This is a genomic window from Dyadobacter tibetensis Y620-1, from assembly GCF_000566685.1.
GTDB lineage: Bacteria > Bacteroidota > Bacteroidia > Cytophagales > Spirosomataceae > Dyadobacter > Dyadobacter tibetensis.
The window spans coordinates 659,328-679,903 of sequence record NZ_AZQN01000002.1 but is presented as its reverse complement, the minus strand read 5'-3'; the positions used below and the strand labels follow the sequence as shown (position 1 = coordinate 679,903).

The 20,576-nt window shown below is 44.1% G+C and carries 16 protein-coding genes; 12 read left to right on the top strand and 4 right to left on the bottom strand.

Annotation, left to right across the window (positions count from 1 at the left end; all coding sequences use genetic code 11):
• Positions 1 to 57: 57 nt before the first annotated feature.
• The 11 genes from X939_RS0106455 (at position 58) to X939_RS0106405 (ending at position 16,232) form a co-directional block, all read left to right on the top strand.
• On the top strand, positions 58 to 720 hold the full coding sequence (locus tag X939_RS0106455; protein WP_025762448.1) for an RNA polymerase sigma factor: 663 nt from the start codon (positions 58 to 60) through the stop codon (positions 718 to 720).
• An 87-nt stretch (positions 721 to 807) separates the two neighbouring features.
• Positions 808 to 1,062, top strand: a complete 255-nt coding sequence (locus tag X939_RS0106450) for a hypothetical protein (RefSeq protein ID WP_025762447.1) — start codon at positions 808 to 810, stop codon at positions 1,060 to 1,062.
• 453 nt (positions 1,063 to 1,515) lie between these two features.
• Positions 1,516 to 4,704, top strand: a complete 3,189-nt coding sequence (locus X939_RS0106445; protein WP_084299329.1) for a SusC/RagA family TonB-linked outer membrane protein — start codon at positions 1,516 to 1,518, stop codon at positions 4,702 to 4,704.
• Positions 4,705 to 4,723: 19 nt separating this feature from the next.
• Entirely contained in the window at positions 4,724 to 6,610 is a 1,887-nt protein-coding gene (locus X939_RS0106440) for a RagB/SusD family nutrient uptake outer membrane protein (protein ID WP_025762445.1), read from the top strand.
• Positions 6,611 to 6,634: 24 nt separating this feature from the next.
• Complete coding sequence (locus X939_RS0106435; protein WP_025762444.1) at positions 6,635 to 7,348, top strand: DUF3823 domain-containing protein; 714 nt, start codon at positions 6,635 to 6,637, stop codon at positions 7,346 to 7,348.
• 161 nt (positions 7,349 to 7,509) lie between these two features.
• Positions 7,510 to 11,052, top strand: coding sequence for a PVC-type heme-binding CxxCH protein (locus X939_RS0106430; protein WP_044198713.1), 3,543 nt, complete (start codon positions 7,510 to 7,512; stop codon positions 11,050 to 11,052).
• 57 nt (positions 11,053 to 11,109) lie between these two features.
• Positions 11,110 to 11,841, top strand: coding sequence for a ThuA domain-containing protein (locus X939_RS0106425; RefSeq protein ID WP_025762442.1), 732 nt, complete (start codon positions 11,110 to 11,112; stop codon positions 11,839 to 11,841).
• 47 nt (positions 11,842 to 11,888) lie between these two features.
• Entirely contained in the window at positions 11,889 to 13,007 is a 1,119-nt protein-coding gene (locus tag X939_RS0106420) for a Gfo/Idh/MocA family protein (RefSeq protein WP_025762441.1), read from the top strand.
• 82 nt (positions 13,008 to 13,089) lie between these two features.
• Complete coding sequence (locus X939_RS0106415; RefSeq protein ID WP_025762440.1) at positions 13,090 to 13,959, top strand: sugar phosphate isomerase/epimerase family protein; 870 nt, start codon at positions 13,090 to 13,092, stop codon at positions 13,957 to 13,959.
• On the top strand, positions 13,956 to 15,023 hold the full coding sequence (locus tag X939_RS0106410) for a family 43 glycosylhydrolase (protein WP_025762439.1): 1,068 nt from the start codon (positions 13,956 to 13,958) through the stop codon (positions 15,021 to 15,023). Before X939_RS0106415 ends, X939_RS0106410 begins: the two co-directional genes overlap by 4 nt.
• A 57-nt stretch (positions 15,024 to 15,080) precedes the next feature.
• Positions 15,081 to 16,232: a cellulase family glycosylhydrolase gene (locus tag X939_RS0106405; protein WP_025762438.1), complete on the top strand. Its 1,152-nt coding sequence runs from the start codon at positions 15,081 to 15,083 to the stop codon at positions 16,230 to 16,232.
• A 67-nt stretch (positions 16,233 to 16,299) separates the two neighbouring features.
• Here the strand turns inward: X939_RS0106405 and lysA are convergent, their stop codons facing one another.
• Positions 16,300 to 17,529, bottom strand: coding sequence for a diaminopimelate decarboxylase (gene lysA / locus X939_RS0106400; RefSeq protein WP_025762437.1), 1,230 nt, complete (start codon positions 17,527 to 17,529; stop codon positions 16,300 to 16,302).
• Positions 17,530 to 17,564: 35 nt separating this feature from the next.
• Positions 17,565 to 18,395, bottom strand: coding sequence for an orotidine-5'-phosphate decarboxylase (gene pyrF / locus X939_RS0106395; protein ID WP_025762436.1), 831 nt, complete (start codon positions 18,393 to 18,395; stop codon positions 17,565 to 17,567).
• Positions 18,396 to 18,500: 105 nt separating this feature from the next.
• Here pyrF and rfbC point away from each other — a divergent pair, with 105 nt between their 5' ends.
• Positions 18,501 to 19,046, top strand: a complete 546-nt coding sequence (gene rfbC, locus X939_RS0106390; RefSeq protein WP_025762435.1) for a dTDP-4-dehydrorhamnose 3,5-epimerase — start codon at positions 18,501 to 18,503, stop codon at positions 19,044 to 19,046.
• Between the two features lie 28 nt (positions 19,047 to 19,074).
• Here the strand turns inward: rfbC and X939_RS0106385 are convergent, their stop codons facing one another.
• Complete coding sequence (locus tag X939_RS0106385) at positions 19,075 to 19,755, bottom strand: type 1 glutamine amidotransferase domain-containing protein (RefSeq protein ID WP_025762434.1); 681 nt, start codon at positions 19,753 to 19,755, stop codon at positions 19,075 to 19,077.
• Between the two features lie 102 nt (positions 19,756 to 19,857).
• Positions 19,858 to 20,538: a response regulator transcription factor gene (locus X939_RS0106380; protein ID WP_025762433.1), complete on the bottom strand. Its 681-nt coding sequence runs from the start codon at positions 20,536 to 20,538 to the stop codon at positions 19,858 to 19,860.
• Positions 20,539 to 20,576 lie beyond the last annotated feature (38 nt).

Here is a 20,576-nt window from a genome sequence, read left to right as displayed (position 1 = left end):
CAGTGAGACGTTCGTTTCGCTGCTTTTTGTATTATTTTCAATTTTTATTATTTATATTTGAGAATCCATACTCAGGACAAGAAAAACTTCAAAGTGGAAAATAGCGACAATTTTGGACCGTGGAATACGGAATGGGCCTTATGGCATGCCATAAGAACCGGCGACGAAGCAGCTTTTACATTTCTTTTTGAGAAATACCACGGGCATTTGTACAATTATGGCTATAAACTTACGGCTGACGTCGGCATGGTTGAAGATGCTATCCAGGATGTATATATTGATATCTGGAGACTCCGAAGTAGTCTTGCCGAACAGGTGCTCTCAATTCGCTATTATTTACTAAGATGCCTCAGGCGAAGAATCATGCGGAGAATTGGTCCTGATGCAGCCGCTATAGATCTGGATGCTTTGCCTGACCTGGTGCTCTTCACGCATGATTTTTTAACCTCCGACTCCGAAGCTTGCTGGATAGAGGCTGAGTCGACAGAAGAACGTCAAAAATGGGTTAAAAATTTGATAAGTGATCTTCCTCACCGACAATTAGAAGCCATTACACTGCGTTATTTCGAAGGCTTATCTCATGCGCAGATTGCTCAAATGATGGGAGTAAGCCAGAAGTCGGTACGAAATTTTTTGTATAAGGCCCTAACAAGCATGCGTTCCATGCATCTCTCTCCCCTTTGTATGCTTATACCTTCCCTAATTTCTTTGGTTTTATAATTTTTTCAAAAAAAATCTTCAATTACAGGGGTCAAGTTAAGGAAACGCTGCTCTTACTCTATGAATGGCATCTGATAGGCAAAATTTATGACAGCAGTACCACTTAGTCTTACAGAACTTATCCGACAGGATACCTTTGTCGATTGGGTATTGCACCCCACATCTGAGAGGGAGGCATATTGGCAGTCCTATTTGAAAGCCTTTCCGAACCAGGAACCGGTGCTGGCAGCTGCCAGGGATTATGTACTTCTTCTCGCTATTGATACAGGAAGACACAAGCCCACTGCAGATCAGAGCTCAAAAATGTGGGAAGTAGTTAAGCGCGGGATGGGGAAAAAATAGAGATAGTTTTTTAGTGAGTGTTTGGCAAATGCTATTATACCTAAGCAAAATTCGTAGGTAGGGAAGATTGCGTATATACTAATAAGTTTGATCAGTAAGCATGGGATATATTAGTGATTTATTTACTGCGATTCAGCTGAAGATATATAAGAACTGTGCGTCCTGAATATTAATGATTCTGGGGGGATTGCTCCGGGTCATTGCAATAGACTTTCCTTAATATTTCGATTCAGCAGTGAACAGGCTATAAATAATATTTTCACCGTTAAATACTTCCGCTATGATATAAGATAATTAAGCAAGGCCTTTTATAATGGGTCAACCGTGCGACAACACGATTGACCCTGATTCGAAAGCAAGCCCCCTTGAAGTAAGGGAACCACCACAGGCCGTGGTGGGGCGGCTTTCAGATTTCATGGAAAATTGTGATGACCATTAAAATCGTTCAAAAATATGAAAAAATATCTTCTTTATCCTAGTCGGCCACGGCCGATCTACTTTTTGTTATTCTTGTCATACATGGGAATTTCCTTGCCGTATCCCACCTATTCAAAAGGATATGGATCTTTAGAAATTTCAGTGGCCACGATGGAGAAGACTCTGTCAGGGATCGTTAAAGATGCCGAAGGAACGGCTCTGCCGGGTGTTAGTGTAGTGCTGAAAGGAACTCAAACGGGTACGATAACCGACGAGAAAGGGAATTTCTCCCTTTCTGTTCCCGAAGGGGACCAGACAGTCGTAATCTCTTTCGTGGGTTTTATTACCCAAGAGGTTCTGATCGGGAGCGGGCAGGTAAAGGTAGAAATATTGTTAAAAGTTGACGATAAGACTTTTGATGAGATAGTGGTGGTAGGTTACGGTACCCAGAAGAAGGAGTCATTAACCGGGGCGATAGCCACGGTAACCAGTAAAGATTTGGATCGAGTTCATGGAGGAGCCACGGTGAGTTCCGGACTAGCAGGTAAGATACCTGGGGTAACCTTTCGTATGCCCGATGGTCGGCCCGGTGCGAGTGCTAATATACAAATTAGGAATATGGGCAATCCACTATATGTAATTGATGGTATTCAGCAGGATGCGGGTCAGTTTAACAATATTGCCCCCAACGATATTGAGAGTATAACAGTACTTAAGGATGCATCGGCGGCTATATATGGGGTAAGAGCTGCCAACGGAGTAGTGGTCGTAACTACCCGCAGAGGTAAGAATGGTACCAAGAATACAGTGAGTCTCGATGCTTTCATGGGCTGGCAAAATTGGTCGCGATTCCCCAATGTTGTTAACGACTCGTATCAGTGGATGGCAGGAAAAGCAGAAGCAGAAATGAATCAGTATGGGAAAACATCGATAACACCTGCGGAATTGGAAAAATACAAAGCTGGGACTGAAGCTGGTTATCAATCATTTAACTGGAAAGACTTTATTGTTCAGAAAAATTCGCCAATGCATTCTGTTAATTTGAATATGACAGGAGGGTCTGAGAAAATAAGTTATTATATCTCAGCAACTCAATTGAGTCAGAATTCAGTATTAGGACGTGAGTTTACATTTAAAAGAAATAACCTCCAGAGCAATATTGACGCCAATATTACTGATCATTTAAAAATAGGTGTACAGATAAACGGAAGAATTGAAACACGGGATAATCCAGGAATTCCTGGTGGTGACGATTACTGGCTACCTCGTTTTGCTATCTTAAGAAACCGACCCTTCGAGCGCCCTTATGCCAATGATAACCCCTTATACCTCAATGATATTAAGCATAACGAAACGAACTGGGCTTATAATAATAAAAGACTCGGTGGATACCAGACGGATATATGGAGGGTGTTGCAGTCTAATATGACAGCGGAGTACAAAATTCCAGGTATAAAGGGTCTGGTGGCCAAGGGAATGTATTCCTATTATATTGCCGATCAGGTAATGAATGGGCATGAGTACACCTACAAGGCCTATACTTATAATCCTCAGGATGATAGCTACGTCGTGACTGGAGGAAGCACCAACCCTTGGAGAGAACGTCGGACTCGTAAAATCATGAGAAATGTATATCAGGGCCAGCTGAATTATAATAATTCCTTCGGTAAACATACTGTAGGAGGCACATTTGTGGCGGAGCGGCAGGAGGAGCGGGATCAGGAACAGTGGACCCATTCCGTACCGTCCACCAATGTACTTCCTCTAATGTATTTCACAGATATGGACACCTATAATGATAAGGACAACGAATTGGCCCGGATCGGTTATATAGGCCGTGTTAATTATGATTATGATAGTAAATATTACCTGGAAGTGTCTGCCCGAAGAGATGCTTCCTGGAAGTTTGCTCCGGATCGGCGTGTGGGTTTTTTCCCTTCGGCCTCAGCTGGCTGGAGAGTAACTGAGGAGCAATTTATACGCAATATATTAGGAGATAGAACCGTATTGGGCGACTTGAAATTACGCGCATCCTATGGAAGTCTAGGCGATGATAATATTGGAATTGGAGCCTATGATTACATTCCTGGCTACAATTACAATCAGGGAAATGCGATTTTAGGGGGAACAGCCATTGTAACTTCGAGAGATAAGGGGCAGATTATCAATAATATTTCCTGGTTTAAAAGTAAAATTTTTGACGTGGGGGCCGATTTTAGCCTCTTTGGTACCAAGGTTACTGGAACGGTAGATTTTTTCAATCGGGTAAGGACCGGGCTTCGAGGTCGAAAGTATGATATCCAGGTACCTAGCGAATTAGGGTATAATCTTCCGGATGAAAATGTCAATAGTGATTCCCAAACCGGCTGGGAGGCTTCGCTTCAGTATAATTTTAAGACTGGTGAAATCGATTATGCGCTAGGAGGAAACGTATCCTTCTCGAGAAGTAAATTTGAATCTTCCTATAAACCAATTTTTAACAATTCATGGGATCGATATAGGGGGTCTTCTGAAGCTCGTTACAATAATATTTTCTGGGGCTACCAGACTATAGGCCAGTTCCAGTCCCAGCAGGAAATCAATGAATATCCGGTCAATGTTGATGGCCAAGGGAACCGAACTTTACTGCCAGGAGATTTGATCTATAAGGATTTGAATGGCGACAAGGTCATTAATGGACTCGATGAAAGACCTATTGGCTATACAGAATCTGGGCAACCGAGTGTCAACTTTGGATTTAATTTTTCAATGGGTTGGAAGGGATTTACATTTAATGCCGACTTCTCAGGTGGAGCTATGTATTCCTGGAATCAGAACTGGGAACAAAGATGGGCGTATCAAAATGATGGTGCCTTAAATAAAATATTTCTGGATCGTTGGCACCGAGCGGACCCATTTGACCTTAACAGTGAATGGATTCCTGGAAAGTACCCTGCTTTGCGTTACAACGACGGAGGGCATAGCAATTATAATAAAAACTCTACTTTCTGGCTTCACAATGTAAGATACCTTAGAGCCAGAACACTTGAGATAGGTTATTCTCTCCCACAATCTGCCTTGTCCAAACTAAAGATGCAAAGGGCGAGAATCTATATTAATGGATATAATTTATTCTCTATTGACAACCTAAAATCCTTTGGCGTCGATCCGGAGATTTCCGATGGGAATGGACTACAGTACCCTCAGAACAAGTTTGTCAACGTAGGCATCAACCTTTCGATTTAAACTTAACCCAATTTTGGTTATGAAAAAGTTACAATATATATTATTCTGTTTTTTACTATTCGGGTATGGATGTAATGACGATGCGTTTCTGGACCGTCCGCCGACAAATATACTTTCTGAAGCTCAGGTATGGAGCGACGAGGGACAGGTATTGTCCTTATTAGGAAACCTGTATAATCGTTATTATGATATTGCTTCTGTAAAAGACTGGGGCGCCTTAGGCGATTTCAATGAGGCTTTTTTTTCAAACGCAGGTAGTTATGGAAACTTCCAAAATTCTGGCTGGGGTTTAGGCTCTTGGGGAAGCTGGGATTATGGTTATATCAGGGAGATGAATTTGTTTATTCAAAAATGTGAAGCTGCAAATAAATTAGATCCTGAAACACAGAAGCGTTTTCTGGCGGAAGCTAGATTTTTACGGGCTTCCTACTATTTTGAATTAGTAAAAAGAATGGGTGGAGTCCCTCTTATTTTGGAGCCACTTACCTACGATTTTGGAGGTGATCCATCTTATTTACAGTATCCCAGAGCAAAGGAGTCTGAATTATACGATTTTGTCATTTCAGAGGCGGAAGCTATTAAGTCGATATTGCCCGCATTGCCCACGGAGAAGTCTCGTGCTACCCGTGGGGCTGCCCTGGCCATGCAATCCAGAGCGGCCTTATACGCCGGATCGATTGCAAAATATGGCGGAAAAACTCCGACCGTCGCCTTAAAAGGGGGAGAAGTAGGAATACCGGCGGACAAAGCGAATGGCTATTTTTCCAAAGCCCTCGATGCTGCCAAGGCTATTATAGATGGTGAGGCTGGTAACTATTCCTTATACCAGAAAAAACCTGATTTATCTGAAAATTTTTCTAGTCTGTTTTATGACAAAGCAAATAATTCAGAGGTGATTTTTGCGGATGACTTTAAATTGAAAAGTGGCAAAGTCCATGGTTTTACCATCGCCAATCAACCTAGGTATGGGGCAGAGGAAGAGGAAGGTGGAAGGCTTAATCCATCGCTTAACTTAGTAGAATCCTTTGAAAAACTAGACAATACATTTGCTCCTATTCCAACCCATGCAGGAGCGGGGACACCTCTCTATTATGAAAACCAAACGGATATATTTGCGGGTCGTGATGCCCGGCTAGCAGGTACCGTTATACTCCCAGGTACTGCCTTCAAAGGCCGAAACGTTGACATATGGGCAGGTTTTCAACTTGCCGATGGAAGTATTATTAGTGGGGATGACCGGGGAGCACAAAAAATATTACCAGGAAAATCTACCCCAGAACAGGTCGTTGGATTTGATGGTCCTATTGATGGTTTCGAGTTTACCGCTCAAACAGGGTTTTATCTAAGAAAATATTTAGATCCCGTTGTCGGTTCGGGCCAGAGAGGAGTTCAAAGCGAAGTCTGGTTTATAAGGTACCGATTCGCTGAGGTACTATTGAATGCTGCAGAAGCTTCCTTCGAATTAGGGAATCTGGGTGATGCCGCTACCTATATGAATCAGGTAAGAGCTAGAGCGGGATTAATCATTCCTTTAAAATCATCAGAAATTACTTTTGACAGGATTGTCCATGAACGCCGAGTTGAGTTCGCGTTTGAAGGGCACTATCTATATGATATGAAGCGATGGAGAATTGCCCATGAGATTATGGACGGTAATCCCATATCACTGCAAGAGCTCAGAGAGGATTTGGGCAGGGCAACCAAAAGAAATACCCAGCCATGGGGGCTGTGGTCTTACAAAATACATCATCCTGGTTCCCCGTCTCATGGAAAGTGGTTGTTTAAGCCCGTAAAGCTCAGTCGAGTAACGGGAGCCGACCGATTTCAGTTAGGCAATTATTACTCCTACATTTCTGACGAGGTAATTAATAATAATCCAAAACTGATCAGGAATCCTAACCATTGAGTTAAACCATTATCTACAAAAACTATGTATACTCAATTCATATTTAAACTCAGGACGACCACATTAGCTGTGCTTCTCATTCTGATGGCCATGCTTTCCTGTAAAAAAGATAATTATACAGAACCAAAGACCGAACTATCGGGCAGTATCGTGTACCAGGGGAATCCGATAGAACTGGAATATGATCAGGTAAGAATGCAGCTATGGCAACCGGGCTTTGGCAAATTAGCCGCAATTGATGCGCCGATCAGCCAGGATGGGAGGTATTCTGCCTTGCTTTTTAAGGGGAACTATAAGCTCGTTTTTCCTCAGAATCAGGGTCCATTTATTACCCTCCAGAAGAATGCAGAGGTGAAAGATACCATTTATGTGAATCTTTCAGAAGATACCGTAATGGATATAGAAGTGCTTCCCTACTATATGATTCGGAAAGCGGTTGTCACTAAGATAGAGAATAACATCGCAGCTCAAGTATCCCTTGACAAAATCATTCAGGATGAGCAGGCCAAGGATATCGAATCTGTAACATTATTTTTAGGCCGGACGCAGCTGGTTTCCAGAGCCAATAATATTGCCAAGACTGAAAAGTTGGGGTCCGAGCTGAAGGATTTGACATCTATTATGCTTTCGGTAGAACTTCCTTCTTTACAGCAAACAGATATTTATGCTCGTGTTGGGGTGAAGATAAAAAACGTAGAGGACATGATTTTTTCTAAAGTTGAAAAGGTAAAGCTATAATATCGGCTATCACCCTGCTAATGGGCTTCTATGTCCAGGAGTCTCGTTTTTCGGATACTTGGATCGGGACAAGGTCGATGACAGGCTCCTGGATCGTAGAAAAGTATAAATCATTGAAGAAGATATATTTGATTATTTTTTTACGCTTAAAACTAAAAACAATGAATGAAGCAACAAGGTGGTATTGGGTAACTTTCTTACTAATAGCCTTCGTCCTGGGCTGTAGTAAGAGTAATCTTACCTCCAAGGATTCCCAATCCACCCAATCCGAAGTGTCCCCCCGCCGGGCAGAAGTACTTTTTCTGGGGCATCAGAGCAAGCACCATGATTCTGGGAAGTATGCACCCTGGTTGGCCATTAAGCTTTTTAGAAGTGGTGTAAACATGACTTATACTACCGAGCTTGCTGATATTAACGAGGATAACCTGGCAAAATATGATGGACTTATCATCTATGCCAATTATGACTCGCTTCCTCCAGTTCAGGAAGAGGCCCTGAAGGCCTTTGTGGAAGGAGGGAAGGGATTAATTCCCTTACACTCAGCCTCCGGTTGCTTCCGAAATTCGGACTGGTATATCCAAACCATTGGTGGACAGTTTGCTTCGCACGGCACGGGGACATTTACAAATACTATTCTTAAACCTGGGCATCCCATCATGCAGGGCCTCGACAGCTTTTCTACCTGGGATGAGACCTATAAGCATCAAAGGCTAAATCCGGATATGACCGTATTGGGAGAGCGAGTAGAGGGGGATCATCATGAGCCTTATACCTGGGTACGAACTCAAGGTAAGGGTCGTGTATTTTATACCGCTTATGGGCATGAGGACAAGACCTGGACCAATATTGGTTTCCTGAATCTCGTTCGTAATGGGGTTTTGTGGGCTTTAGGTCCACGAGTGAATCAACAAATTGCCGCTTTAAACATTCCAGATCCTGATATTTATGATGCCGATACCATAGCAGCCTATACTCAAAGGCATGTGGTACCTGCCATCCAGGAGGCCCTTTCTCCAGCAGAATCTAATAAACTAACCCAGGTTCCAGCCGATTTTGAAATACAGCTATTCGCTGCCGAACCCGATATTCAGAACCCTATCGCCATGGCCTGGGACGAGCGGGGACGGCTTTGGGTAGTGGAATCGGTAGACTATCCTAATACCTTTATAGAAACGGATGGATTGGCCAACGATCGAATTAAAATTTGTGAAGATACAGACGGGGATGGTAAGGCCGATAAATTTACTGTTTTTGCAGATAAGCTCAATATTCCTACCAGCATGGTATTTTCTAATGGAGGAGTAATTGTCTCCATGGCGCCTGATTTCGTCTTTTTAAAGGACACCAATGGCGATGACGTTGCCGATGTTCGCAAAGTAATTATGACCGGCTGGGGGAAGAATGACACGCATGCAGGACCTTCCCAGCTGCAATATGGCTTTGATAATAAAATCTGGGGCGTAAATGGCTATTCAGGTTTTAATGGAGTGGTGGATGGTAAAAAATGGAAGTTTCCACAGGGAGTTTACCATTTTAAGCCCGATGGCTCGGACTTCCAATTTCTGGGTAACAGTAATAATAATACTTGGGGACTAGGATTTACCGAGGAAAATAACGTATTTCTTTCCACGGCCAATAATACGCATAGTGCCTATTACAGCATGCCGGCGCGCTATCTCCAGCGAAAATTAGGAGACGAAAAGAATAGCATTCTTTCAGTACAAAAGATTGATGGTCATTATGATGTTCACGCCATGACTCCCAATCTAAGACAGGTTGATGTAGTAGGAGGTTTTACGGCTGCTTCGGGACATCACTTCTACACCGCACGTGATTTTCCCAAATCTTATTGGAACAGAGTAGCCTTTATTACCGAGCCTACCGTTCGTGTTGTCCACAATGCCATTATAGAACGGGAAGGTGCCGGTTTTAAAGAAAAGGATGGCTGGAACCTGATGGCGAGTTCTGACGAATGGTTCGGCCCCGTGCATGCTGAGGTAGGTCCCGATGGTGCCGTTTGGGTAGCGGATTGGTATAACTTTATCATTCAGCATAATGTATTTGTTCCCCGCCAATCTCCCGCTGAATTTATCCTTCCTTTTAAAGACCAGCCTCATGGCCAGGGAAATGCCTTTCAAAGTAAGCTCAGAGACACCAATCACGGGCGGATTTATAGGGTAGTATACAAGCATGCAGCCCAAAAACCTTGGCCTAAGCTGTCTCTCCAAGATAAAAATGGCTTGGTAGCGGCTTTGCGCCACGATAATATGTTTTGGCGGATGACCGCCCAACGGTTATTGGTAGAGGCTCAGGATAAGTCCGTTGCCCCAGCACTGACTCAAATTATAGCCGACCAGTCTGTAGATGAAATTGGGCTCAATAGCCCTGCAATTCATGCCCTATGGACCCTTCATGGCTTGGGGTTGCTAGACGGAAGCAATCCCGAAGCGAATAGAAGCGTCGCAGGAGCTCTCAAACATCCTGCTGCCGGAGTGCGCAAGGCTGCATTGGACGTGTTGCCACGCGAAAGGACTTTTATTGAACACTTAAAACCGCTACTGAAGGATGAAAATTTAAATACGCGTTTAGCCGCTTATCTGGCACTAGTAGATTTTCAGGCTGATTCGCAGATAGGAGCCATGTTGGTAGAGGGTGCTCAGGTATCTGAAAATGTGTCTGACCCATGGATCTCTAAGGCGATTATGGCGGCAGCTACCGTGCACGAGGTGGCATTTTTAAACGCGATAGAAGAAGGGGCAATTACGGGATTGGTAGCGGATATCCGAGCGGCCTTATTAAGGGAAGAATATGGTCTTGGTCGCCGCAATGTCCAGTTGTATTCACCCGACGTTAACGGTAAGGAATTGGCTATTTCTGCTCAGGTCACCAAGGATAAAGATAAACCTCTGAAAGGATTTATTGCAGGGCAGGGGAATAGACAAGCAGGATATGCCTTATATATCGAGCAGGATAAAATAATATTTCAAGTGAACCAACATGGAATGGCTATGAAGGCAGTAGCGAATGTTCCTGCTTCCGACAAGTTTGACCTGGTGGGGGGCCTGAGGAAAAATGGACAACTCTATTTGCTTATTGATGGAAAGTCTGTAGCGACAGCTAAGGCTCATGGGCTGTTTATGACGGGCCTTGCCGAATCACTACGGTCTGGAGAGGATTTGACGGGCTCAGATAATATCGGTGATTATAAAGGAAAATTTGAATTTGAAGGTAATTTTCAGAAGGCCACGTTGATACTGAATAGACCTGAAAATAGGGAAGGAATGGGTATAAAAGTCAAGCGTCCGGAGAAGATTCCAGGCGATGAATTTCAAATCATTTCCCTTTCGGTAATACCAGAAATGTTACAGTTTAGTAAAAGTCTGATCGAGGTCAAGGCCGGAGCCAAAGTGGCTATTGTGCTGGAAAATCCGGACGGTATGCAGCATAATTTATTGGTTATAAAGCCTGGTACACTCCCTGTAGTAGGAAAGGCAGCAGATGCTATGTTGACAGACCCTAAAGCCTCTGAAAAATATTATGTTCCCAGTATTCCTGAAGTTCTATTCTCAACCCAATTGGTCAACTCTGGAGAAACTGTGACGCTGGAATTTAAGGTGCCCGATAAGCCTGGAGACTATCCCTTTGTATGTACCTTCCCGGGGCATTGGCGGGGCATGAATGGTATACTCCGGGTATCACCTTAATGGTTTACAGCAATGCGAATGTCGATATGGAGATCCTGAAATTTTAAAATAATATCTATGAAAACTAAGATAATTCAATTGATAGTGCTGTCTGCTATACTTCTCATTAGTAGCACGAATAAGGTATGTTCAGCACCTGACAAAAAAAAGCCAATTAAGGTACTAATGGTGGGCGGTGGATCTTCCCATGATTTTGATCGCTGGTACAAACAGGAAGATGTTGAGACCTTGCAACGGGATGGATTGGCGGTGGTCAGCTATACCGATGACCCTTCAAAGATTCTGGGTTTGTTACCAGAAATGGATGTCTTGTTTCTAGCCAATAATCAGCCTATTTCAGATGAGCCCACCCGAGCCGCCATTTTTACTTTCTCGCAAAAAGGAAAAGGAATAGTGTTGGCACATCCCGCCTTGTGGTATAATTGGAAAGACTGGCCCGGATACAATCAGTTACTAGTGGGAGGGGGATCTCGTGGTCACGATGCCTATGGCCCTTTTCGGGTGAAAATTACCAATCCTCAACATCCTGTTACCAAGGGGCTGCCTGCTGACTTTAAGCTCGACGACGAATTATATTATTTCAAATCTGACACCCAGGGGTCATCAGTCACGGTTTTAGCAACGGCCCAGGCCCGTACCGACGGCCCAGAATTTCCCAGCATCTTCACCGTGGGGTATAAAAAAGGGAAGATAGTAGGAATCGCGCTGGGCCACGATGCCGCCTCTCACAAACTGGAATCCTATCAGACATTAATTCGAAATGCGGTGAATTGGGTTGCGAAAAAGTGAGCTCCATGATGGAAAATAAACATATTAATTAATCAAAATAAATAATAATGGATCAGAAGCAAATTACGGTTGTTATCGTAGGAATGGGTTTTGGAAAGGAATTTATACCCATCTACCAAAGTCATCCAAATATAAAATCGGTAGGGATTTGTACCCGAAGCAAAGAAACGCGTGAGGAGCTAACACGTAAGTTCAATCTGGATCCCAATCTGGTATTCGAAAATTTTGAAGATGTCCCGAAGCGTGATGATGTCGATGCCATTCACGTGGTAACACCCGTCCCTGAGCATGCCAAAATGACCTTGGCGTCTCTTAATGCCAATAAGCATACGGCCTGTACCATACCTATGGCCATGACTGTCGCAGACTGTGAAGCCATTGTAGAGGCTAAACGCCGGTCGGGGAAAGTATATATGATGATGGAAACGGCACTCTATACTCGGGAATTTTTGTATGGCTTAAAAAAGGCACAGGATGGCTCTTTAGGCCGTATTCAGTTTGTCAGAGGCTCACACATTCAGGATATGAGTATGGACGGATGGGGTGAATATTGGAAGGGTTATCCTCCCATGCTTAATGGTACGCATGCTATTTCGCCTTTGTTGAAAATAAATAACACGGTAGCTGAATCCGTTGTATGCCATGGATCTGGGCGACTTTCAGAAGACCTTACCAGTCGTTATGGCTCACCCTTTGCTGTAGAAACGGCGACGTTTAAATTGAAGAATTCGGATGTAGTGGCCGAAGCTACCCGATCCTTATTTGATGTGGTTCGGCAGTACCGCGAAAGTTATGATGTGTATGGGACGAAAATGTCTTTCGAATGGGAGCAGCTGCAGGATGAACAGCACGTGGTGTTCGATGGAGGGGAAAATGCGCACCGGATAGAAGTACCCGATACGGACGAATTGCTGATAGAGCCCATAAAACATTTTACTAAACGGGAGAAAATTGATGATCCTAATCATGTGTCATTTTTGCAGGGCGCGGGCCATGGAGGTTCTCATCCGCATCTGGTGCAGGAGTTTGTAGCGGCTATTGTCGAAGGTCGAGATTCAGCAGTGGATGCGGCATTGGCGGCGAATTATACCTGTGCCGGCATCTGTGCCCATGAATCGGCTATGCAAGGGGGGCAGAGGGTGGAAGTACCTACTTTCGGTCTTTAAAGATTAATAATAATTGGGTCTGTCCATCGGGACAGGCCCGCCAGATCACCGATCTTTTCGGTCGGTTTAAACGCACTAAACTATGCTTTTTGGTATCAGTACATTTGTTTGGGCCTCTCCATTTTCTACCCAGCATCTTTTCCTTATGGAAAAAGTAAAAACAATGGGTTACGACATTTTAGAGATTGCCATTGAAGACGCCTCACTCGTCGATTGGAAACTGGTGAAGACAAGAGCCCGTGAGTTAGATTTGAAGATTACGATAAGTGGTGCGTTTGGAGCAGAAAGGGATCTTTCCAGTACCTATCCCCATCACAGACAAACGGCGTTTGAATATATTGAAGACTGCATCAGAAAGGCTTCCTTCCTGGAAAGTCCTATTTTTGGCGGCCCGCTTTATTCGGCCGTGGGCAAAACCAGGCTGGTGGGGGCCGAACAAAAACAACAGGAAAGAGACTGGTGCGTACAAGCCCTGGGCGAACTCTCCAATATAGCCAGTACAGAGGGGGTGATATTAGGGCTGGAACCACTGAATCGTTTCGAAACCGATATGGTAAACACCGTGGAGCAAGCCATTTCCTTAGTTGATGAGGTGGGACACCCCTCGCTTCAGATAGTTCTGGATACATTTCATGCCAATATTGAAGAAAAGGATATTGCTCTAGCGATCAGAAAGCTTGGAAAAGAGCGTCTTTGTCATATACAGGGAAACGAAAGTGACCGGGGGACACCGGGTACCGGACATTTGGAATGGGAAGCCATCTATAAGGCTCTCCTGGATATTGATTACCAAGGAGCCGTGGTTATTGAAACTTTCGGCCAACCTTCAAAAGAACTTGCCAAAGCGGCCTGTATTTGGCGCCCCTTGGCCAATAGTCCCGACGAGCTAGCTACCGAAGGTCTAGATTTTTACCGTAAATTATTTAGTCCCCATTTTATTGAAAACGTATGAGATTTCGCGTAAGGATTTTATGGATGCCCCTATTGGTAATATCTCTTCTGGTATTCCGATGTACGCATGCACAGGTAGCAGATGAAAAAAATACTTCCATAACCTATACCAATCCGGTGTTTGAGCCAGTCCTGGCCGATCCTTCGGTATTAAGGGGCGATGATGGATGGTTTTATGCCTATGGTACTATGGATAACTGGGGCGATGGAAAAGGTGCTCATCTGGTACCCATACTTCGTTCTCCGGACTTGGTTAAATGGACCTATTTGAAGGATGCTTTTTTAGAAAAACCCGGTTGGAAAAAAGAAGGGGGATTATGGGCGCCCGATGTAGTAAAGGTAAAGAATCGGTATCTGATGTATTATGCTTATTCTACCTGGGGAGATCCCAACCCAGGAATAGGAATAGCCATGTCTGAAAAACCAGAGGGGCCCTTTTCAGGAGGAGGTAAGCTCTTTTCTAGCGACGATGTACAGGTCCCCAATTCAATTGATCCGCATTTTTTCGAAGATCAAGGTGATAACTATTTGTTCTGGGGCAGTTTCAGCGCCAAGCCTGAAGCCGGAACTTATGCGTTATTGCTTTCAGAGGATGGGATCAGGGTCGAAGATTTAACCAAGAAAGTAAAGATTGCCGCAGGAGATTTTGAGGCAGTCATGATTCACAAAAAAGGCCAGTACTATTATTTTATCGGGTCGAAGGGCTCCTGTTGTGAAGGTGCTGATAGCAAATATCAGTTATGGATGGGACGCTCGAAAAATGTTCTGGGTCCCTATGTCGATCGGCAGGGTAAGCCCTTGACAGAATCAGGAGCAGGATCCCTGCTCCTGAAAGGGAATGAAAAAATTGTAGGCCCAGGTCATAATAGCCGTATCTTGACTGACGAAGAGGGTGTCGATTGGCTTTTGTATCATGCCATAGACCCACAGCGTCCCTATATCCAAGGTAAGGTTAACCGTAGGGTTCTGATGCTTGACCGGCTGCATTGGCTGGACGAATGGCCTAAAATTCTGAAAGATTCTCCCACTCTTACCCCACAAGAGCGGCCGGTGTTTAGGCAATAGTTAAATATGAGTAGAAATATCATCCCAGAAGTTTATTATACAAAAAACGAATAGAAAATGAGACGATTGAATAAGTATATTTTGGTGTTTCCCATTCTGCTGATGGCAATAGCCTCCTCCTGTGGTCCTCAGTCCGAAAAGCAGGAAGCGGATGTGTCCAAAAGAACAGTGTGGAGCAAGGAACAGGCCCGGGATTGGTATGCCAAACAGCCTTGGCTGGTTGGTGCCGATTTTTTGCCTAGTACTGCCATTAACCAGTTAGAAATGTTCCAGGCAGAGAGCTTTGACACCCTCACCATAGATAAGGAACTAGGATGGGCCCAGAATATTGGCATGAATACGATGCGGGTATACCTACATGACTTACTCTATGAGCAGGACTCCACGGGGTTTTTCCATCGACTCGATCAGTTTTTGGCCATTGCCGATAAACATCAGATAAAGCCTATGCTGGTCCTTTTCGACTCTTGTTGGGATCCATTTCCTGCCCTGGGCACGCAACGCGCTCCTCAGCCTGGTCTGCACAATTCCGGTTGGGTTCAAAGCCCGGGTTATCATGCGCTGAAAGATAGTAGCCAATACCCCAGACTTGCCCGTTATGTGCAAGGTACGGTGGGAAGATTTGCAAACGATGACCGGGTTCTGGCCTGGGACATTTGGAATGAACCGGATAATACCAATGCCTCTTCGTACGGGGAAAAAGAATTACCCAACAAAGTGGACTATGTTCTGCCATTAATGAATAAAGCTTTTGATTGGGCACGTGCCATGAACCCTTCGCAGCCACTTACAGTAGGGGTTTGGGCAGGAGATTGGACCTCATACGAAACCCTTAAACCGATTGAGAAGGCGAGTATAGATCAATCTGATATCATATCGTTTCATAATTATGATAAAGCAGAAGATTTTGAAAAAAGAATCTTACAGCTTCAGCAGTATGACCGACCGTTGATTTGTACGGAATATATGTCACGGGGTAATGGGAGTTTCTTCGAAGGCTCATTACCTATTGCTAAAAAACATAAGGTGGGTGCCATTAATTGGGGATTGGTTAATGGGAAGTCCCAGACTATTTACCCTTGGGACAGCTGGCAAAAGCCATATGATCAGGAGCCGGAGCTCTGGTTTCACGATATTTTCAGGAAAGATGGTACTCCGTATAGAGCTGAAGAAGTTGCACTTATTAAGCGTTTGACGAAGGGAGAATAATCTCATCCTCTAACAAAAGACAGGGCGGTACATTACTGTACCGCCCTGTCTTAGTTTTCAAACCTGCTCAAAGTCCCTCTTGCGTTCGCAGCAGATCTTCCAGTGTTTCTTTTCTTCTTATCAGGCGAGCCTGTCCCTCTTCAATAAGCACTTCTGCCGGGCGGAAACGGGCATTATAGTTGGAACTCATGGTGATGCCATAGGCCCCTGCATTCATAAAGGCAAGAATATCTCCTTTACGAACCTCTGCCAATACCCGATCGGTAGCGAAAGTATCTGTTTCACAGATATATCCAACAACATTATAATGTTTTTCTTCCCCCTCAGGGTTGGAGGTATTTATAATATGATGGTATGAGCCATACATCATGGGGCGAATCAGGTGATTCAGTCCGGAATCAATATGAACGAAATTTCGGGCTGGATCTTGTTTTACCACCGTAACGGTAGTGAGCAGGTATCCTGACTCACTCACCAGAAATTTACCGGGTTCAAACCATAGCTGTAAGGGTCGACCATATTCTTTACAGAATTTGTGAAAGCGATCAGAAATTTTTGCTCCTAGATGCTGCATATCGGTTATGCCATCCCCCGGGCGATACGAAACCTTAAATCCACCACCTAAATCTATTATCTCTAAATCTTTAAAGTGGCGGGCTGCATCTAACAAGATGTCGGCAACCTGAATAAAAGGAGCGGCATCCTTTATATCGGAACCAGTATGTTGATGTAATCCAATTACTTTGATCTGATATTGATCTACGATATTGAGAATGTCTGTTAGCAATAATACAGAAATCCCGAATTTGGAATCTGCATGAGCAGTCATGATTTTCTCATTTCCACCTGCCGCTACATTGGGTTTTATCCGTATCATACATGGCTTGCTGGAGCCGTAGGTTTGGCCAAACCATTCTAGCAGAGGTAGGCTGTCAATATTAACGATGGCCCCGGCATCAACGGCCTGAGCAACTTCCCAAAAGGGAACTCCGCTAGGCGTAAAGGTAATTTGAGAGGGCTCAAAGCCTGCTATTTTCCCCATTTCCATTTCCCCTGGAGAAACTACGTCCAGTTCTACGCCCATTTCCCGCATCAATTTGAGAATCGCCAAGTTCGTATTGGCCTTACAGGCGTACTTAATCTTTAGGTTAACCCCTTCGAAAGCCGATTGAAGTTCGGCAACCTTGTTTCGGATGGTGGCTGCATTATATACATAAAGAGGGCTGCCAAATTCTTCTATAAGTTGCTCGGGCGTTAGGCCCTGTAAATGGTAGGTGTTGTTTTCGAAACGCTGCATATGGCGATAAATAGTAAAAAAGGAAATAAGCCATTTTAGGCTGATAAATATTGATCGAGATACTGTTCCATCTCTTTTTGTAATTTTTGAGCCTCTTCTCCTGCTCTTTCTGCGAAGTCTCTACCGTCACTGGCATAAATAATACTCCTGGAGGCATTTATCAAGAGGCCACAATGGCGGTTCATTCCTATCTGCGACACGTCTTTTAGACTGCCGCCCTGGGCTCCTACCCCGGGAACGAGTAAGAAATGCTCCGGAATCAGGGAGCGGATATGCGCCAAATCCTGCGTTTGAGTTGCACCAACCACGTACATCATCCGATCGGCACCGGCCCATTGTTGAGAAGTGGTAAGGACTTGTTCGTAAAGGCGGCCCTGAGGTGTGGCAAGCTGCTGAAAATCACTGCCACCCTGATTAGAAGTGAGGGCCAATAAAATCACCCATTTATCTTTGAACTCCAGAAAAGGTTTTACCGAATCACTTCCCATATATGGAGCCACTGTAACGGAATCGAAATCCAGTCCGGCGGCAGAAGGGTCGAAGAAAGTTCGGGCGTAAAGACTTGAAGTATTGCCAATATCTCCACGTTTGGCATCGGCAATGCTAAAGTGGCTTTTGGGTATATAGTCCATCGTTTTGATCAGACTCTCCCATCCCTTGGGTCCCATGGCCTCGTAGAAAGCGATATTTGGTTTGTAAGACACACAATAATCGGCCGTAGCATCAATTATTTGTTTGTTAAATGCGAATACCGGATCGGGTTCCTGTAACAGATGGCGGGGTATTTTTCGAATATCCGTGTCCAAACCCACACATAGGTAGGACTTTTTCTCTAAAATATGGGCAAAAAGCGTTTCGTAAGTCATAGTCTCTAAAATATTGCGCCGAAATTACAACCTCTGCAAATAGATTCATAAATTTGCCACATTATTAAGTGAGAAACCATACGACAAATTACAATATAAGCATCTATGCGCATTCGAGAAACGTCAATTGCCGGTTTAGTTGAGCTCTTTCCAAGAGTTTTTGAAGATGAAAGAGGTTTGTTTTTTGAATCCTTTAATGCTACTGTTTTTGAAGGCTTGGGCTTACCCGTCAATTTTGTACAGGACAATCAGTCTTTTTCCGTAAAAGGAGTAGTGAGAGGATTGCATTTTCAAAATGCTCCATACGCACAGGGTAAATTGGTGCGGGTGATATCGGGCCGGGTGTTGGATGTGGCTGTAGATGTGCGTCCAGAGTCTCCTACATTTGGCAAATATGAGATATTTGAATTGCGAGCGGACCTTAATAATATGGCTTATATTCCAGAGGGATTTGCCCATGGTTTTGCTGCCCTCGAAGATTCCGTTTTCAGTTATAAATGCACTAATGGATATAATAAGGCATCGGAATCAGGTATCATCTGGAATGATCCCGATCTTGCCATTGACTGGGGAGTAGAGACGGCGAACGTATCGGAGAAAGATCAGTTACTACCTACATTAAAAGAACTTTTTAAAGTTCAGGATATATAACGGGATAAGGAGAGAATATTGGCCGATATTATTTTTCGAACAGCTCTTCCACGGCTTTACTAGCTACTTTACGCGCCGATTGGCCATTCTGTCCGGTTATAAGTCTTTCGTCCATTTCTATAAATTCTAGAAATGGCAACATGGCTTTGGTGAAATGGGCGCCCTTTTCTTTGAGGGTATCTTCCAGAGAGAAGGGTGCATCACTCATAAAGCTGACAAGTTTCTCCTCTAGATTGGTAAATCCGGTGACATATTTGTCCCTTACAAATGGACTGCCGTCTGTAAGTTTTATGGCGAGCAAGGCGGCTACACCGTGACCCACTGCGGTGATAAACCCACCGTTGTCGTATATGATTTTAGCTATTGCTGCCAGAGTTTCGTGGGCAGGGAAGTCGAACATAGCCCCAGGACCACCTACAAAATAAACCAATCGGTATTCAGAGGCATCGATTTGATCCGGGGAGCGTGTATTCTGAAGCATCTGCATCCAGGAGACGTCTCCCAAGTATTGGGTGTTCAGTTCATCCTTTATCTCAAGGCTCCTTGGGTCTACAGGAACTGCCCCTCCTTGTGGGCTTACGATGTCAAGAAGGATTTTCCTTTTATTGAAAATGTGATAGAAATGCGTCAACTGATTGAACCAAATCCCTGTGCTGGCAGACCGCTTAGGATAATGTCCATAATTGGTACAAACAATAAGTGCTTTCATAAGGCCGTTGGCATGGTGGGTTTTTGCAAAGGGTATTCGTTAGCGCCGAAAGCCTGAAATTAACAAATAAATATCGAATTTGTGCTGATAGGAATGAGGATGTTATAACAAATGGTTCTTATAAGCAAATGCAACTGCTGCAGCAGTGGACCTTGTTCCTGTCTTTTCCAATACCCTTAGGCGATGCCCTTCCACGGTACGTACCGATATAAAAAGTTTATCTCCTATTTCGACCGTAGAGAGCCCTTCACATATCAGTTGTAAGACTTCTTGTTCTCTCGGCGACAGGGATACATTACAGGCATTTGGGAAAAAAGGGTGTTTATTAGTCGCCCGGTTGGCCATTTTTCTGTGCATGGCTTTTGATACAAAATCATTATAATAAAAGCCTTCTTCAGCTACCCTATAAATGGCTTTCTCTACCTCGTCAGGGTTGGTGTCCTTAAGCAGGTATCCCTGGACTCCTTTCTCAAGCATATGGATGACAAACTTATCTTCGTTAAACATCGATACCACTATAATTTTAACCCCTGGATATCTTTCCAATGCCAGTTCAGTAGCCTGGATACCATCCATGACAGGCATTTGAAGGTCCATGAAAATAATGTCGGGAGTGTTGTCCTCCATTTTATCCAGGAGTTCCTGGCCATTGGCGGCTTCCAATACAAATTCTAAGCCCGGGATTCCACTGAGCATGGCAATGAAACCTTTCCTGAAAAGCTCGTGATCGTCAGCAATTCCTAATTTTAGTACTTTGGGTGCTTGGTCAATTTTAATTTCCATGATCGTTACAGGTTGATCGTTAATAAAGTTCTCTGGAT

Excerpts from the sequence above, each read along its gene's own strand:
- X939_RS0106450 (WP_025762447.1), top strand. The coding sequence starts at position 808 with ATGACAGCAGTACCACTTAGTCTTACAGAACTTATCCGACAGGATACC.
- X939_RS0106445 (WP_084299329.1), top strand. The coding sequence starts at position 1,516 with ATGAAAAAATATCTTCTTTATCCTAGTCGGCCACGGCCGATCTACTTT.
- X939_RS0106440 (WP_025762445.1), top strand. The coding sequence starts at position 4,724 with ATGAAAAAGTTACAATATATATTATTCTGTTTTTTACTATTCGGGTAT.
- X939_RS0106435 (WP_025762444.1), top strand. The coding sequence starts at position 6,635 with ATGTATACTCAATTCATATTTAAACTCAGGACGACCACATTAGCTGTG.
- X939_RS0106430 (WP_044198713.1), top strand. The coding sequence starts at position 7,510 with ATGAATGAAGCAACAAGGTGGTATTGGGTAACTTTCTTACTAATAGCC.
- X939_RS0106425 (WP_025762442.1), top strand. The coding sequence starts at position 11,110 with ATGAAAACTAAGATAATTCAATTGATAGTGCTGTCTGCTATACTTCTC.
- X939_RS0106420 (WP_025762441.1), top strand. The coding sequence starts at position 11,889 with ATGGATCAGAAGCAAATTACGGTTGTTATCGTAGGAATGGGTTTTGGA.
- X939_RS0106415 (WP_025762440.1), top strand. The coding sequence starts at position 13,090 with ATGCTTTTTGGTATCAGTACATTTGTTTGGGCCTCTCCATTTTCTACC.
- X939_RS0106410 (WP_025762439.1), top strand. The coding sequence starts at position 13,956 with ATGAGATTTCGCGTAAGGATTTTATGGATGCCCCTATTGGTAATATCT.
- X939_RS0106405 (WP_025762438.1), top strand. The coding sequence starts at position 15,081 with ATGAGACGATTGAATAAGTATATTTTGGTGTTTCCCATTCTGCTGATG.
- lysA (WP_025762437.1), bottom strand. The coding sequence starts at position 17,529 with ATGCAGCGTTTCGAAAACAACACCTACCATTTACAGGGCCTAACGCCC.
- pyrF (WP_025762436.1), bottom strand. The coding sequence starts at position 18,395 with ATGACTTACGAAACGCTTTTTGCCCATATTTTAGAGAAAAAGTCCTAC.
- rfbC (WP_025762435.1), top strand. The coding sequence starts at position 18,501 with ATGCGCATTCGAGAAACGTCAATTGCCGGTTTAGTTGAGCTCTTTCCA.
- X939_RS0106385 (WP_025762434.1), bottom strand. The coding sequence starts at position 19,755 with ATGAAAGCACTTATTGTTTGTACCAATTATGGACATTATCCTAAGCGG.
- X939_RS0106380 (WP_025762433.1), bottom strand. The coding sequence starts at position 20,538 with ATGGAAATTAAAATTGACCAAGCACCCAAAGTACTAAAATTAGGAATT.